Source organism: Lachnospiraceae bacterium, from assembly GCA_022794035.1.
Lineage (GTDB): Bacteria > Bacillota > Clostridia > Lachnospirales > Bianqueaceae > CALWPV01.
In genome coordinates, this window is record JAAWDX010000007.1 from 147,517 (window position 1) to 163,606 (window position 16,090).

Annotated in this window: 11 protein-coding genes; 2 read left to right on the forward strand and 9 right to left on the reverse strand. The window is 52.3% G+C overall.

The genetic code is table 11. The features are described 5' to 3' along the window. Positions 1–3: 3 nt before the first annotated feature. From HFE64_06980 to HFE64_07020, 9 genes are all read right to left on the reverse strand, one after another. Entirely contained in the window at positions 4–219 is a 216-nt protein-coding gene (locus HFE64_06980; GenBank protein MCI8633205.1) for a hypothetical protein, read from the reverse strand. After that, positions 216–2,357 (reverse strand): AAA family ATPase, encoded by a 2,142-nt coding sequence (locus HFE64_06985; GenBank protein ID MCI8633206.1) that lies wholly within the window; start codon positions 2,355–2,357, stop codon positions 216–218. Before HFE64_06985 ends, HFE64_06980 begins: the two co-directional genes overlap by 4 nt. Before the next feature lie 38 nt (positions 2,358–2,395). Further along, entirely contained in the window at positions 2,396–4,060 is a 1,665-nt protein-coding gene (locus HFE64_06990) for a nucleoside kinase (GenBank protein MCI8633207.1), read from the reverse strand. Between the two features lie 9 nt (positions 4,061–4,069). After that, entirely contained in the window at positions 4,070–4,861 is a 792-nt protein-coding gene (locus tag HFE64_06995; GenBank protein ID MCI8633208.1) for a Nif3-like dinuclear metal center hexameric protein, read from the reverse strand. Beyond that, the gene (locus HFE64_07000) at positions 4,833–5,525 is read right to left on the reverse strand and encodes an SAM-dependent methyltransferase (GenBank protein ID MCI8633209.1); all 693 of its coding nucleotides are present in this window, start codon (positions 5,523–5,525) and stop codon (positions 4,833–4,835) included. Before HFE64_07000 ends, HFE64_06995 begins: the two co-directional genes overlap by 29 nt. A gap of 39 nt (positions 5,526–5,564) precedes the next feature. After that, a complete protein-coding gene (rpoD, locus tag HFE64_07005; GenBank protein MCI8633210.1) occupies positions 5,565–6,638 on the reverse strand; it encodes an RNA polymerase sigma factor RpoD in 1,074 nt (357 codons plus the stop codon). A gap of 28 nt (positions 6,639–6,666) precedes the next feature. Continuing rightward, on the reverse strand, positions 6,667–8,472 hold the full coding sequence (locus HFE64_07010) for a DNA primase (protein ID MCI8633211.1): 1,806 nt from the start codon (positions 8,470–8,472) through the stop codon (positions 6,667–6,669). A gap of 125 nt (positions 8,473–8,597) precedes the next feature. Further along, a complete protein-coding gene (locus tag HFE64_07015) occupies positions 8,598–9,608 on the reverse strand; it encodes a deoxyguanosinetriphosphate triphosphohydrolase (GenBank protein ID MCI8633212.1) in 1,011 nt (336 codons plus the stop codon). 19 nt (positions 9,609–9,627) lie between these two features. Next, a complete protein-coding gene (locus tag HFE64_07020) occupies positions 9,628–12,954 on the reverse strand; it encodes a hypothetical protein (protein ID MCI8633213.1) in 3,327 nt (1,108 codons plus the stop codon). A 128-nt stretch (positions 12,955–13,082) separates the two neighbouring features. Between HFE64_07020 and HFE64_07025 the strand changes: the two genes are divergently transcribed. Further along, the gene (locus tag HFE64_07025; GenBank protein MCI8633214.1) at positions 13,083–13,508 is read left to right on the forward strand and encodes a hypothetical protein; all 426 of its coding nucleotides are present in this window, start codon (positions 13,083–13,085) and stop codon (positions 13,506–13,508) included. A gap of 110 nt (positions 13,509–13,618) precedes the next feature. Beyond that, the gene (locus HFE64_07030; protein ID MCI8633215.1) at positions 13,619–16,090 is read left to right on the forward strand and encodes a glycoside hydrolase family 2 protein; all 2,472 of its coding nucleotides are present in this window, start codon (positions 13,619–13,621) and stop codon (positions 16,088–16,090) included.

The following is a 16,090-nucleotide window of genomic DNA, read 5'->3' on the forward strand; positions in this document are numbered from 1 at the left end:
AGATTACTCCCCCACACTTGACTCCTCTGCGCTTTCCTCTTCTGGCACAGGATCCTCAGACATGTCACCGCTTCCTTCCGGTTCGATGACAAGCTCGTTTTTCAACAGGATTTGCACCGCTTCCTTCACATAGGCAGGCCGCAGAATACAAAAGAGCATCCCAAGAGCTAAAATGAGGGCGGCGATCGCTAGCCCGATACGCATGATTCTATTTTTCATTTTTCAGAATCCTTATCCTCTGCTGTAATATGCGCGAGGCAGTGCAGCGCTCTGCTGCACAAAATATAGGAGAGCAGACCATCCTCTTTCGGCTTGGAGGCCTCGACCGCGACCACACCATCAAATTCTAAGCCCTTTGCAAAATAGACCGGCATGATCAAAAGCGATGCTTCCGTGGAATCCTTTTCTGTACTCACAAGCTGAGCCTCTAGTTTATCCTTTAACAGTGAGTCGATGATGCGCGCCTCCGCAATGGTCTGGCACAAGATGGCGCAGCGCTCCATGCCTGCTGCCTGCTGCCTCTTGACCTCCTGCACGATCTGCTCTGTCAGCTGCTCTGGCGTCTGAAATATCAGATGACGCACCGGTTCTCCGCTTCTTTCGACTGCTCTCATCGCATTCTCTCTTTTAAGAAGTCTCCGGGCATATTCGATGATTTCCTTCGTACTGCGATAGCTTAAATCCAGCTCATACACATGAAGCTTTTGCCGCTCTGCGGGGCTGAGCGCTTTCTCCCATTGATCCATCATACTGTTGTGGGCACTGCCTTTAATCTTCTGCCGGGTATCCCCTACAATTGTATAGCTCTCGGCGCCGGTCAGCTGCTTGAGAACATAAAATCCAAATGCTGATATATCCTGGGCTTCATCGATGACTAAATGCCGAATGGGGTAGGCTCCCTTTCCTTCCAGCTTTGTCTTGACATAAAGCAAGCCGACCAGATCATCCTCTGTCCAGGGCGCATCCTCCGGCTTTTGCACGGCCTGTGCATACCACGCCTCCTGCTCCGGCAGCACATACAGACTGCGCAGCCCTTTGGTGAACTGATACACTTCCCGCAAATACTGATGGATCGCATCTACCTGTTCGATCTCCAGATCATTTACCAGGTAATAATCGGCCTTCTTTTTGGCCTCCTGAATTTTGTAACGGTACGCTGCCTTAAGCCTTCTGATGGTATCGTTTCTAAGATCTCTCAGCCGGCTTCTGATCATACGCTTAATCTTTTCACAGCGGCGGATATAAGGCAGCCGCTGCTGCGTTTTGAAAAAGAGCTGATTGCGCTCCTCGGCCGACATCAGCGTCTGATTCTGGAATATCAGATCCTCAGCGGCCTGCTGCTGCTCTTCCAGTTCCTTAAAGGCCTTATCCAGCTGGGCCTTAAAGGCCATCGAGGATTTGTACTGGGCCTCCTGCATAAACCGCTTGTCTTTGCCCGTCAGCATCCGTTCATAATAATCCCTTGTTTTCAGCACCTCTCTCTGCGGACGCAGCAGCCGAAGCGCCAGCTCCTTGACGGTATACTGGAAGCTTCCCTCTGCCTCTCCCAGATCAGGAAGCACATCCGAGATATAATCCATAAAAAGCTGATTAGGACCGATAATTAAAATATTGTTGTTTAAACGTTCACGGTAATTATAAAGCAGATACGCGATGCGGTGCAGCACAATGGTTGTTTTACCGCATCCAGCCACCCCATTAAGCAGCACATTATTTTCAAGCGGCTCCCGGATGATATCATCCTGCTCCTTTTGAATGGTGGCAATGACCTCTTTTAAACGGCTGCCGCTGCTGCCGGATAAAACCATCTGCAGAATGTCGTCTTTGATATCGATCTCCGAATCAAACATGCCTTTAAGCACCGCATTCTTGATAATATACTGCCTGCGGCGCTTCAAATCGACCTGACGGTCTCCGGCAGGCGCCCGATAGACCATCTCTCCCAGCCTCTGCTGATAGAAAAGCGATGCAGCCGGCGTACGCCAGTCCAAAATGATGGGTTCGCCCTCTTCAGAAAGACCGGACTTGCCGATATAGTAGCTGTATTCTTCATCATCAGCCATATGATCCACATAATCAATGAGGCCAAAATATGGCTGATAATACATGCGGCTCAGCTGCTGGACGCGCTGATAGGTGGCCGTATAATGTGCCTCCTTCACCGGATCCTCCTGATTGAACTGATACTGTTTTTTCCGCGGAATTTCCTCAAACAAAAACTTGCGGTAATCCACGATTTCCTGTTTTAAGGTGCCTAAATCCTTTAAGCGCTCCTCCATCTGCTTCTGGATCATCGCCTGCACATCCTGCAGGAATGCCTTCTCTTCCTCTAGCGTCTGCTTTAGCTGTATTTCCATAAACTTCTCCATTCCATAGTTTCTCTGCTCTTTTGCTCCTACTGCCGGTAAATTCCGCCGCCAATAAATTCTCGGATGATGGACATCTCCGGCACTACCTCAGAGCTCACGCTCAGAAAATAATCCAAAAACTTAATCAGGCGCCTTGCCTCTTTGTACTCAGGCTCCTCTTTCTGAATTTTAAACAAAAGCGGCTCCGCATAGGTTTTGAGCACGGCCAGCTCATAGATATGCGCCGAATTAAAAATCTCATCTGCTGCCTCCTGAAACGGAAAAATATTTCTTTCTTCTCCATTTCTCACCGATGGCCATCTGCGGATCGTATCCGCTGCCGATGTAGCCCGGTGCTGATAATCCCTGACCATTCTTCGCAGCAGCCGCCCGTCTGTTGTCGGGATACGATTATGATCATCAATATTGAGCATGGTAATCGCACTAATATAAATCTTAAACTTCTGCGCCTTAGGAATCTCCTTGCTGACCTCCTCGTTCAGGCAGTGTATTCCCTCCACAATCAGTACATCGGCATCTCCCAGCTTTAAGATATCGCCTCGAAATTCCCGCTTGCCTGTTTTAAAATTATATACTGGCAGCTCCACTGACCGCCCCTCCAGCAGCTGCTGCATATGCACATTGAAAAGTGCTGTATCCACAGCCTCCAGCGCCTCAAAATCCTGCAGGCCATCCTCTCCGAACGGCACCTCATCGCGGTTAATAAAATAATTATCCATCGAAATCAGATGCGGCCGCATGCCTTCGGCCCGCAGCTGGATGCCCAGCTTCTGTGCAAACGTAGTTTTGCCCGACGATGAAGGACCGGCCACTAAAACAAGCTTAACCGTCTGTTTGCCCGCTATGCGGGAAGCCATTTCCGCAATCTGCTTTGCATGCAGGGCTTCCGAGATTTGGACCAGATTTTCAATCTCTCCTGAGGCAATGCATTCATTCAGCGCGCCTACATTCTCTACCTGCAGGATGCGGCTCCAGCGCTTGGACTGCTGGAAGACACCGAAAAGCTTTGGCTGCGGCGTAAAGCTGCGCAGGCTGTACGGGGCTGTACGCTGCGGTGTGATCAGCATCACGCCCTCTTCATAGGGAATCAGATTGAACCACTGCAGCGCTCCGGCAGACGGCAGCATGCCGCCGTAAAAATAGTCCTTTTCCGAGCATAGGCTATATAAATTGATATTGGAGCTGGCGCGATAATGAAGCAGCTGCTTTTTGTCCTGTCGGTTTTTTTCGGCAAATACATTCATTGCATCATCCATCGTGTAGGTCTGCTTATGAATTGGCTCATTCTGTCTGACCAGCTGCCGCATCTTCGCTAAAATGGCGCCGATCTGGCGCTCACTGAGCAGATAGGTCTCCTGCGCCTGCCGCACTTCGATATAGAGATTGCCGCCCAGCGAATGTAGCACGACGGCTCTTTTATCGCGTCCCAGGACCTGCTGCGCACTGGTAATGAAAAGATAAAGCAGCGTCCTTACATAGATGCGGTATCCTTCTATATCGCTTAATGTAATCCATTTTCCTGTGCAGTCGCGCTTTACGGATTCACTGAGCTCATATAGCTGGTGCCCGCTTTCTACGCACATGATGGGCGCCTCTGCCGGCCCGCGCTCGCGCTCTGCTGCGATCTGCTGCCAGCTAATGCCCGAAGGATATAGCCTTGCCGGCTCGCCGGCCATCTGTATCTGTATCATATGCCCTCCTTATCGAATCCAATCTATCGCTGGCTCCTCCGCTGCATAGATGCGAAGGGCACGTCCTGTCTCCTGCGCCCATTGCTGCAAAGTCTGTACCGTCCACTTGACAGATAGGCGGTCTGTGCCAAAATGCGAGGCATCTATCAGGGCTAATCCTTTAGCCTTTGCCTCCTCTGCCTCATGATAGCCAATATCTCCTGTAATCAGTACATCCGCTGCCTCCTCGAGCGCTAACGACATAAAATCCATCCCGCTGCCGGTGCAGAGCGCTACGCGGCTCACCTCCTGCTGCGCCTCACCGATTAGGCGCAAATACGGAAGGAAAAACTGCTCCTTGACCAGCTTTCCCAAAGCCTCCAGAGAGAGCGGAGCCGGCAGCTGCCCAAGCCTCAGGCAGGCCTGCTCGCCCGGCCTTGCAACAGCTCTGACCTTTTCAAGCCCCAGAAGGGCCGCCGCATAATCGTTATTGCCTCCAGGAGCTGTGTCCAGATTCGTATGCGCGCTATACAGCGCAATCCCATGCTCGGCTAGTGTCAAAAGCCTCCGTCCTGTTCTATCTTCATCTGTTACTCTTTTAATCGGATGAAAAATCAGCGGATGATGCGTGATCAAACAATCCGCCTGCTGCTGCAGAGCCTGCTGCACGACCGCTTCGCTGGCATCTACGGCCACCATAACCGTTTCAATACTTTTATCCAGACGCCCTAGCAAAAGGCCTGGATTATCATAGCTTTCTGCATAGGATAGCGGCGCCCACTGCTCCATAAATTCAACAAGATCCCTCACTTTGCTTTTCATACTCTCTCGCCTCTTGTATTTCCTGCATCCGCATTCTCAGCTCCTGCTGCCGCCGGCCTGCGCTGTCACTGCCGGCTTCTGCCTCTTGAAGAAGTCGCGCTAAAATCTTACGCATTTTTTCTTCTTCCTGCTGCAGGTAATCTTTAAAAATCACTGTCGGTTTATGAGCAAGTGCCTGCCCATACCGATACTGCCACCGCTTTTCAAATCGCTGGCATCCTTGGCTGCACACAAAAATCCAGTAATATTTATCCCTGTCCAGCACCAGCCGCTCCGTTTCAATCTGAAAGGAAAGGCTATGTAATGTATATCTGACAGCGTCCCAATCGGACTGCGGCTGCAGAATAAGCTGCTGCATCTCTTTTAATATATTCTTAGGACGCGCATTTTCTGCCTTCAAAATTTCGCAGATCAATAAACCGCCCATGCCGGCTATGATGGCCGCATCCACTTCCCCTGGCTCAATCTGTGCAAATCCATTCGACAGGCGCGTTTCAATGCGCCCCTGTAAATCTGCTGCCTGTATATGCTGCTTTGCCCGCTGCAGCGGCCCGCTGCGCACATCGCAGGCTAATGCCCGTTTACAGATGCCTCTTTGGATGAGCTCGATCGGCAGATAGGCATGATCGGTTCCGATGTCCGCTATGGCCTTACTTTGCCGCATACACGCGGCTATTTCCTCTAATCGAACGGATAAACTCATTTACTCCAAAAAGTCCTTTAATTTTTTGCTCCGGCTTGGGTGACGGAGCTTTCTTAATGCCTTTGCTTCGATTTGACGAATCCTTTCTCTGGTCACGCCAAACCGCGAACCTACCTCTTCGAGCGTGCGCGCCCGACCGTCATCCAGTCCGAACCGCAGGCGCAGCACCTTCTGCTCCCGCTCCGTGAGCGTGCCAAGCACCTCCAGCAGCTGTTCCTTCAGCAGCGTGAAGGCGGCGGCATCGGCCGGAATCATCATCTCGGTATCCGGAATGAAGTCCCCCAAATGGCTGTCTTCCTCTTCTCCAATCGGCGTCTCCAGCGAGACTGGCTCCTGCGCAATTTTCAGAATTTCGCGCACCTTTGCTACCGGCATATCCAGCTCTTCGGCGATTTCCTCCGGCGAGGGGTCTCTGCCAAGCTCCTGCAGCAGTGAACGAGAAACCCGAATCAATTTATTGATCGTCTCCACCATGTGCACCGGAATCCGGATCGTACGCGCCTGATCCGCAATCGCACGGGTGATGGCCTGACGGATCCACCATGTCGCATAGGTACTAAACTTATATCCCTTACGGTAGTCAAATTTCTCTACCGCCTTGATCAGTCCTAGATTTCCTTCCTGAATCAGATCCAAAAACAGCATGCCGCGGCCCACATAGCGTTTGGCAATACTCACCACCAGACGCAGATTCGCCTCTGCCAGCCGTTTTTTAGCTTCCTCATCTCCATTTTCCATTCTTTTGGCCAGCTCGATCTCCTCGTCAGCTGACAAGAGCGGAACCTTTCCGATTTCTTTTAAATACATTCTGACCGGATCGTCAATGCGGATTCCCTCCGGAAGCGTTAAATCAATCTCTTCTTCCTCCGGCGCCTCCTCAATGAATCCAATCACATCGATACTGTGCCCTTCCAGAAAATCATATACCTTTTCAATTCCTTCCGGCGTTAGATTCATATCCTGAAACGCTTCCACGATCTCATTTTGCTCCAGAACATTTTTCTTTTTCTTCGCGGTTTCCACGAGCATCTTTAGTTTTTCGCGAAATTTAACCTGTGTATCACTCGGCTGCATAATAACATCCTTTCTTCTCATTTCTGTTTTATGAATGAGTCATGGGTATCGTAATTTTTAAATCTTGCAGAGCCTTTTTCTGATTGATCGCCGCCTGCAGTGCGGCCAGATCGTCACCTCTTCGGATTGTCTCCTCCATCCGCTCAAGCTTAAGCGAACGCACGGTCTCTGTTAAAAACTTTTCAAGTGCCAGCCTGTCCTCCGGCAGCTTAAACGAGGCCAGCGCTGAAACCTTTTCCTGTTCTGCAACGCTGTCAAAGCAGCTGATCACATCCGCCAGCTGCGGCGTCTTTTTCTGCCTAAGCTGGTCAAAAACATAGTCTGCCACTGCAGCATAAAATTCATCCTCCCCGGGCTTTTCTTTTTCCTCTTTTTGAACCAATTGAAAATCCGCGGATTCTACGTATGGCACCAGCGACGGATATAAATCCGGTCTTTGGATCAAAGCCGCCAGCAGCTGACGTTTTGCACTTCCTTCTTTGAAGGCTTCACCGCCTCCTTCTCTGCGCAACCGCCCTACATTGCTGCGATGCTCCAGAAGTCCGTCACTGCGCCGCAGCTCCTCCACCTCCGCTTTCAGGCTTCCTTCCGAAACCTGCATTTTACCGGCCACGTCCCGGATATGAAGCTCACGCTCCATATCGCTTTGAATCTGTGCCAGTCGTTTCGCCATATCATGAAGCGTCTGCACCTTTCCTTCCACGGTATCATGATCATGCTCCTTCATCAGCACCATCATTTCAAAGTCGACCGGATCCAGCGCCTCTTGAATTACCTTTTCAAAGGCCTGCGCGCCGCTTACTTTAATAAACTCATCCGGATCCTTAGAGCCGGGAACATGAATCACTTTTACTTTAAGACCCGCCTCTTCTAAAATCGGAATCGCTCTGCGCGCTGCGTTCGTACCGGCGCCATCGCTGTCATAGCACAGCACCACCTGATCAGAATAGCGCTTAATCAGCAGGCTTTGCTCCTTTGTCAGCGCCGTCCCCAAACTCGCGACTGCATTATCAAATCCAGCCTGATGCAGGGAAAGTACATCCATATATCCTTCCACCATCATAATAAAATTGCGCCGGCTCTTTTTTGCCAGAGACATCCCGTAAAGATTTCTTCGTTTATTAAAAATTTCACTTTCCGGCGAATTCAAATATTTTGGCTCTCCCTGCCCCATAACTCGACCACCGAAAGCAATGGTCCGGCCGGCGGCATCGAAAATAGGGAACATCAGCCGGTTAAAAAACCGGTCATATACACGCCCTTCCTTCCCCGACAGTAAACCGGCTCCCAGCAGCTCGTCCTCCGTATATCCCTTTTTCTTCAGATAGGAAGCGAGCCCCTCCCGGCTTACCGGCGCATAGCCAAGTCCAAAACGCCTCCTGAATTCTTCTGTTACCTGCCGGCTCTCTAAATAGCGAAGCGCTGCCTCGCCCGGCGGTGTCCGTGTGAGCTGATAATAATAGAACCTTGCCGCTTCCTTAGCAGCCTCCATCATTCGCTCCCGCCTCAAATATCTTTGCTTTTCCTTAGGGGACAGTTCTGCCTCCGGCAGCGCAATATGCGCCCGCTCTGCCAGATGCTGCACCGCCTCTACAAAGGTCATATTTTCCATCTGCATGAGAAATGTAAAAACATTGCCCCCGGCGCCGCAGCCAAAGCAATGAAAGAACTGCTCCCTTTCATTGACAGAAAAAGACGGCGTTTTTTCACCATGGAAAGGACAAAGGCCAAAATGATTATTTCCTTTTTTGGTCAGCGTCATATACTCAGAAATCACACTGACAATATCATTGCTTTCTCGAATCTCTCGAATCAGATCATCCGGATAATACACGCTGCCCCTCCTTTTTTCAAGTCTTTATATATAATTCGACAAAGGAGGCCGATTTCCTTTTTTCTCTTCTTAAATTTTTGTAAAAACTTTTACAAATTTGTTTTTTACCGCAAAAAAGGGATGGCTTACAGCACATCCCATCTCTTTGGCATAAACATCTCCTGATACACCCGCATCGCATAATTATCAGACATCGACGATATATAGTCGCAGATCAGCACCTCCAGCTCTTCCTCTCCTGCCTTGAGCTTCATCTGGGCCGCAATTGGCAGCCATGAAGGCTCTGCCTTCATCCTAATATACAGGCTTTCAATCAGTTTTTCCGCCTTTCTCTCCTCTTTTTTAGCCTCTGAGCCAATATGGTACACCGTCTGAAACATCGCCGCTCTCAGCTCCATCATGGCCTGCTCCATTTCCGCGGACATCATCGTCTCCTCCTGCCTCAGGCTGGTCTCGATCACATTGTGAATCATCCGGTCGATCCGCTTAGGAAAGCTATGCCCCAGCACTTTAAGCGGCTCTGCCGGCAGATCCCCCTCCTCGATCACATGCCCCCGCAGCGCATCGTCAATATCATGATTGATATAAGCAATTTTATCCGACAGGCGCACCACCTTTCCTTCCTCCGTGGCAGGGTGCCGGCTCATCGAATGATTCGCAATGCCGTTGCGCACCTCCCAGGTCAGATTCAGCCCCGTCCCGTTTTCCAGCTTTTCCACAATCCGCACGCCCTGCTCATCATGAGAAAATCCTCTTCCTGACAGGCGGTCTAGCACCCTTTCACCTGCATGGCCAAACGGCGTATGCCCTAAGTCATGCCCCAAAGCAATCGCTTCGATCAAATCCTCATTCAGGCGCAGCGCTCGGCCAATGCTCCTGGCAATCTGCGCTACCTCCAGCGTGTGCGTCAGCCGCGTCCTGTAATGATCTCCCTCCGGCGCAATAAATACCTGCGTTTTATGCTTCATCCGCCGAAAGGATTTGCAGTGCAGAATCCGGTCCCGGTCCCTCTGATAACAGGTCCGCAGGTCACAGGGCGTATCCGGGAAATCCCGTCCGCGGCTATGGATACTCCATGATCTTGGATTTGGCAGTAAAATCTTTTCCCGCTCCTCCTGCTGCTCTCTGATATTCATGTCAGCTCTCCCTCCTGCTCTATTTTTCTTGCTCTTCCTTTGCCAGTCGCTCCCAAAACTCCTCGGCGCTCAGCTTCTGCGCCCTGCGCGTCTCATACCCCGGCAGGCGCTCATCAAACGGGCAGGCCCTGCGGTACTCACAGAAGGAGCAAGCCGTTTTCTGCCCAAGCTGCACCGGTTCCTGCGCGATTTTGCCCGTGCTCATATCCTGCGCAAGCTCTCGCACCTTGCGATGGGTAAATTTCTTAATCTGCTCAAACTGTGCAGCGCTCGCCGTCTGGTTCCGCTTATGAAATGCACCGCTCTTAGTCAGCTCCGCCCTCACAACCAGCGGATCCTCCTCCAGTCCATGGTCCATATGCCCAATAACCTGCGGATCATCTAAAAAGAGCCCGTCCAGCCGGCTGTTTTTCAGCACCAGCCTCTTCAGCTCCGCCTCTGCGCCGCCCTCGCTCTTTGGCATATTCGAAATCAAATGAAAATAGAAAAATCCGGCCGGCTTAGCCTTATACGCTGCCTGCCCCGCTTCCAGATATACCGGAAGCTGCAGCTGCAGGCCCGCATATAGCTGCTCCGGATCATACGCCGTCTGTCCGGATTTGTAATCAATAATTCTCACATAGCGCTGATCCTGATCCTGCCACAGATCAATCCGATCGATCTTTCCCTGCAGGCGCACAGACCTTCCATCCTCCAGTGGAACCTCCACCGCAGCGCCGGAAAATTCCTCCGCGCGCCCCGCGCCAAAGCGCCATTCAAAAGCCGCCGGCGTAAAATCCCCCAGCGCCGTCTGCTCGCTCAGGATCTGAACCGCCCTCGCCACTGTTTTGGTCAGCTTTTTCCAGTAATACCGATACCGCCCCGTCGTCTGATAAACCGGGTATTCCTCCTGCTTCAGCTGCGCCAGCTGCTCCGCCAGCTGCTCCGCCTCCCGCTCCTGCAGCGCCTGCAACAGATATTCCCCTGCCTCCTGCAAAATATCATGCAGCACATTGCCATCCTCCAGGCTCCTCACCTGCGGCACCTCACGCTCCTTCAGATACAGCCCGTACCGCAGATAATAAGAAAACGGACATCTGGCATACTGCTCCAGCTGCGTAATACTCAAAAGCCGCTGCGCCGGATCCATCAGCCTCCTCGCTACCCCCGCCGAAAGCAGGCGCTTCTCTTGACGCGCCATGCGCCCTGCCTCCATCAGATACAGCTGCCTTTCATATCCATGTGCCATCAGCCACTTGCCGGCAGCGCCGGAAAAAGGAGACGGCTCCTCATACAAAAAGGGCAGCGGCCGCGAGACCTTCTTTCTCTTCTCCCCCTCCGCATGACTGCCTGCCAGCCGGACCAGCCGCTTCCATATCGCAGAGCGCCCAAACGCCTTGCCGTCGCTGCTGCCGTCGCTGCAGAAAAAATACAGCCTTTCCCGCGCCTTTCCTGCTGCGGCATATAAAAGATAATACTGCTCCATCAGGTTTTCTTTTTCGCCCTGTGCAATTTCAAGCTCTGCGCCCGCCTGTAGCCGTTCCTTCTGCGTCAAAAGGCTCTGGGTGCCTCCTATCTTAGGAAAGCTTCCCTCCTGCAGTCCAATAAAAAACACGGCCCGATATCCTGTAAGCTTAGAACGGCCGATATCCGCAATCAGCAGCTCATCCATCGACGGCGGCAGCTGCCCCATCTTGGACTGCGAAAGCCCCACATCCAAAATGGCTGCATACTCCCGGATATCCATCTCTACAGATCCCATCGCCTCGCATAGCCGCTCCTGCAGCGTTTCGATCAGCTCAAACATCCTTCCGTATTCCATCGCCTTTAAGAGCTGCCCGGCCTGTTCCAGGCGCTCTGCCTGTTCTGCCAGCTTTTCTTCTATATGCTGGGCTCTGGCAAGCGCCTGATAGGCTTTCGTAAATTCTGCCGCGCTGTGCCTGCCGCTTGTACTTTTTACAAATTGCTCCAACTGATCCGCCAATTGGCAATAGGGCGTTTTCCACAAGGCCGCTTCTTCTTCGGTTAAGCCCTGCTTCTCCTGCATCCTAAGCGCCTCAAAAATCCGCTGCGCCCCCCGCCAATTTTCCTTAAGCGCCTGATTTTCAAGGATATCCAGCTCCTCCCGCGCAATCTCCGTCAGCCCCGTTTTCAGCAGGGCCAGCAGCGCCTCGCCTGAAAAACCGCTTTCCGGCCACTCTCCCAGAGCATGCAGCCACTGAACATAGGGGCTGCCGGTAATATCCGCCTTTTCATCAATAAATCCCGGAATCTGATACAGCTCCAGCTGCCGGCGCAGCGCTGGCGCATAGCGATCGATATCAGCAGCCACAACCGCCATATCCCGGTAAGCATACCCCTTTTCACGCACCAGATACAAAATCTCATGCAATACGCACTGCAGCTCCTGCGCCTGATTGGCCGCCGATTGCACGCACACGCGTCTCTCCTCTCCTTCATAGGGCACCGGCACCGTTTTGCAAAGCTCTCTGCTCACGTGCTGCAGCTGCTGACTGCGCCTATCCTCCTGCTGCCAGCTGACGCGCAGCGGGATCCGGTACTGCTCACTCATCTGCTGCAGCTTCCAAACCGTCTTCTGCGTTGTAAAAAAGAATTGCCGCGGCAGCTCCCGCCAGTCCTCTGCCGCCTGCACTGCTTTATAAGCCGCCGGCGTTATCGTAATGGCCACCGTCAGCTTTTTAGCATATAAGGCCAGTCCGGTTAGAATCCGGTACTGCTGCGGCGTAAAGCCGCTGAAATCATCCACAAACACACAGGCATTTTTAATGAGAGCCGACTGCGCAATGCGTCCTGCCAAAAGGTCCAGCACCTCTTCCGAGGCGATGGTCTGCTTTTCTCCGTAGGCTTTAAAATACTTCCATAAAAGCGCAATATCCTGCAGCTTAGCCGCGAGAATACTTTCCTGCGGCTGCTGCTCGATCAGCTGCTGCAACGCCTCTTCATCCAGCCGGTATTGAAACAGCTCCGTCATCATAAGCTTAAGCTGCCCAATAAACCCCTGCTGCCCCACGCTGCTGCCATAGTATACCAGCTCTTTTTGATGATCTCTGGCCAGCTTATACAGCACCATACACTTGCCCATGTCATCCAAAAGCTTTACCGGAGGCATGCCGGTTTCTGCAAAAATGCGATGCGCCAAGCGGTTGAAACTCAGAATTTCTGTGCCCAGCATGCTGCGCCCCGGCATTTTTTGAATCAGCTGCTGCTGCACCTTGAGCGTTGTCTGCTCTGGCACGATATAAATCAGCGGACGCTGCGCATCCTCTGCAGCAATCTGGCTGATCTCCTGCTGCAGCCTCGTCGTTTTTCCGCCTGCGGCGGCTCCTAAAATGAGCTCTAGCGGCAATCCGGCCCCTCCTCTCGTTTTATCTGCATTGTAATGAGAATTATAAACGTTTTTAAGACGCTTGGCAAGCATAGCCCGGCTTATTTCTTCATATATTGAAGCAGATTATAAAACAGGAGATTTTAACTATGTCTGTTCGTATTATGTCTCTCAAGCTAAACCGCCTGCTGATGTACGCCGGCATTGCTCTGGCCGTTCTGATTGCGCTGGTGATTCTGCTGACCAAGCTGCTGGGCGGCTCTTCCTCTGGCAGCGCATCCGCTGATACTGAGTATTATCCGGGTACTTATACAACCTCCGTCCCTCTGGGAACCGGCTGCATTACTGTACAGATGACGTTTAGCGAAACCGGTATCGAGGCTGTCAGCTATGACATTCCGGATACGGTCCAATCGGTCTATCCGCTGGTACAGCCCACGGCGGCTTCCATCGGCCAGCAGCTGACAGAGGGCACGCAGATGGAGGCCCTGCAGATTGACAGCGCCTCTTCCGAAACGGCGGCTCATCTGCTGAAGGCCATGAAGCTGACCGTTGACAAGGCCACGGTTCAATAGGTCTGACATAGCAAGGGCAGGATCCCGTTTCCTGCCCTTGAATTTACTTGCAAAATCGATTACAATAAGCAAAAACATGCGCTGCGGCGCAGAAATGAGGACATCCATCTATGAAACATACCATCATGCTGTCCGACTGGGTCATGAAGCATCCCGTTTATGGCTCTCTGCCCTGCCGGATTCCCTTTTCCATGTACGGCACTCTGCTCGAGGCCGGCAAAATCCCGGATCCATTTTACCGCGACCAGGAGTATGCGCTCACAGCTCTTTCTGAGCAGGATTACACCTTTGAGACCACGTTTGAAGCACCGCCCGAGCTTATCAAAAATCCTTTCCAAAAGCTGCGCTTTGAAGGCATCGATACCATCGCCACCATTTTTCTAAACGGCCGGCAGATCGGACAGGCCTTCAACATGCACCGCACATGGGAATTTGATATTGCCAGCGCTCTGCAGCCCGGCCAGAACCAGCTGCAAATCGTGCTGCATTCCCCGACTCGCTATATGCAGGAGCGCCAGAGCCGTCATTTTGTCTGGGGACAGTCTGATACTATGGATGGCTTTGCCCATATCCGCAAGGCCAGCTGCATGTTCGGCTGGGACTGGGCGCCGAAGCTGCCCGACATGGGGCTTTTCCGTCCTGTCAGCTGGATTAGCTACGCAGCTGACCGCATTCAGGATGTGCGCATCCATCAGCACCATACGCCGCAGGCCGGCACAGCCGGAACCTCATCCACCTCTGTTGCCTTAGAGCTGCAGATTGCTACCGAGCAATCCACTCCGGGAACCTCCTTTTCCGTACAGGTGGAGGGACCGGGCTGCCGCCAGGAGGCTTTTCTCTCCGCTGCCGGTCAGGGGCGAATTGAAATTCCCAATCCCCAGCTTTGGTGGCCCCATGGCTATGGCGAGCAGCCGCTCTATACAGTTACGGTAACGCTTTTGCAGGAGGACAAGCCGCTGGACGTCTGGACGCGCCGTATCGGCCTGCGCACGCTGACTGTCAGCACAGCCGCTGACAAGTGGGGCAATGAATTTTGCTTTGTGGTAAATGGTCTCAAAATGTTTGCTATGGGTGCCGATTACGTGCCTGAGGACTCTCTCATTGGCCGGCTATCGCGCCAGCGCACAGAAAAGCTGATCCAAAGCTGCATCAGGGCGAATTTTAACTCCATCCGCGTTTGGGGCGGCGGACAGTACCCCTCCGATGACTTTTTTGATCTCTGTGATGAATACGGCCTCGTTGTCTGGCAGGACTTTATGTTTGCCTGTGTGAATGTATGGCTCAGTCAGGAATTTACAGACAATATCCGTCAGGAATTTATCGATAACATCCGCCGGCTGCGTGATCATGCCAGCCTCGGCCTTCTTTGCGGCAACAATGAAATGGAAATGGCCGTGCTGGAATGGGAAGGCTGCCGCGACAGCGCTCTGGCCAAGCAGGATTATCTGCAGCTTTATGAGCACATTTTGCCGGATCTGTGTGCAGAGCACTGCCCTGATATCTTTTACTGGCCCTCCTCGCCCTCTTCCGTCGGCGGCTTTGACAGCCCTCAGGACGAAAACCGCGGGGATGCCCATTACTGGGGCGCGTGGCATGGCAGCATTCCTTTTGAAAGCTATCGCCAGTATTATTTCCGCTTCTGCTCTGAATTTGGCTTTGAAGCCTTTCCTAATATGAAAACGATTCGTTCCTTTGCCGAACCGGAGGATATGAATCCGTTTTCTCTGGTCATGGAAAGCCATCAAAAATGCCGGAGCGGCAATACCAAGATTCTTTCATATGCTTCTGATAAATATCTGTATCCCTATGATTTTTCCTCGCTCGTATACACCTCGCAGCTCCTGCAGGCGGATGCGATCCGCTATGGCGTTGAGCATTTCCGGCGCTTTCGCGGGCGCTGCATGGGCGCCATCTATTGGCAGCTTAATGACTGCTGGCCGGTGGCTTCCTGGGCCTCGGTTGACTATTACGGCCGCTGGAAAGCGCTCATGTACAGCGCGAAGCGCTTCTTTGCCCCGGTTCTGCTGTCCGCGCATGAAAACGGCTATCTAGTGACGCTTTCCCTCTCCAACGAAACCCGTGAGGCCTTTAGCGGAAGCGTTCGCTGGCAGGTAATAGACCGCGACTTTACTGTCTATGAACAGGGCGAGCTGCCGGCGTCTATTTTGGCGCTTAGCGCCGCTGACCTTCCTCAGCTGGATCTCACGCAGGCCTTAAAAGGAAAGGAAACAGAGCGCCTGCTGGTCTATGCGCTCTATGATCAGGCTGGGCAGCTGATTTCGCACTCTTCCCTTCTGTTTTGCAAACCTAAGCATTTTCAATTTAAGCAGACGCCGGTTCAGGTGCGCATTGAGGGATCGGGCGGTCAGTTTACGCTGTATGTATCGGCTGATTCCTATGCCAAGAGTGTGGAGCTTGATTTTACAGCGCATGATCTGCTGCTGTCAGACAATTATTTTGATATGACCAGTGCTGCTCCTCTCGTGCTGACTGCAAAGACCGAGAATCTTGCGGTTACGGCTGAGCAGCTGATGGCTGATTTGACGGTGCAGACCGCAGCCTCAATCGGAAGGGAGCGATGA

Bases quoted from the DNA above. Each gene is read 5' to 3' on its own strand.
- HFE64_06980 (MCI8633205.1), bottom strand. From the start codon at position 219: ATGAAAAATAGAATCATGCGTATCGGGCTAGCGATCGCCGCCCTCATT.
- HFE64_06990 (MCI8633207.1), bottom strand. From the start codon at position 4,060: ATGATACAGATACAGATGGCCGGCGAGCCGGCAAGGCTATATCCTTCG.
- rpoD (MCI8633210.1), bottom strand. From the start codon at position 6,638: ATGCAGCCGAGTGATACACAGGTTAAATTTCGCGAAAAACTAAAGATG.
- HFE64_07030 (MCI8633215.1), top strand. From the start codon at position 13,619: ATGAAACATACCATCATGCTGTCCGACTGGGTCATGAAGCATCCCGTT.
- HFE64_07025 (MCI8633214.1), top strand. From the start codon at position 13,083: ATGTCTGTTCGTATTATGTCTCTCAAGCTAAACCGCCTGCTGATGTAC.
- HFE64_07015 (MCI8633212.1), bottom strand. From the start codon at position 9,608: ATGAATATCAGAGAGCAGCAGGAGGAGCGGGAAAAGATTTTACTGCCA.
- HFE64_06985 (MCI8633206.1), bottom strand. From the start codon at position 2,357: ATGGAAATACAGCTAAAGCAGACGCTAGAGGAAGAGAAGGCATTCCTG.
- HFE64_07000 (MCI8633209.1), bottom strand. From the start codon at position 5,525: ATGCGGCAAAGTAAGGCCATAGCGGACATCGGAACCGATCATGCCTAT.
- HFE64_06995 (MCI8633208.1), bottom strand. From the start codon at position 4,861: ATGAAAAGCAAAGTGAGGGATCTTGTTGAATTTATGGAGCAGTGGGCG.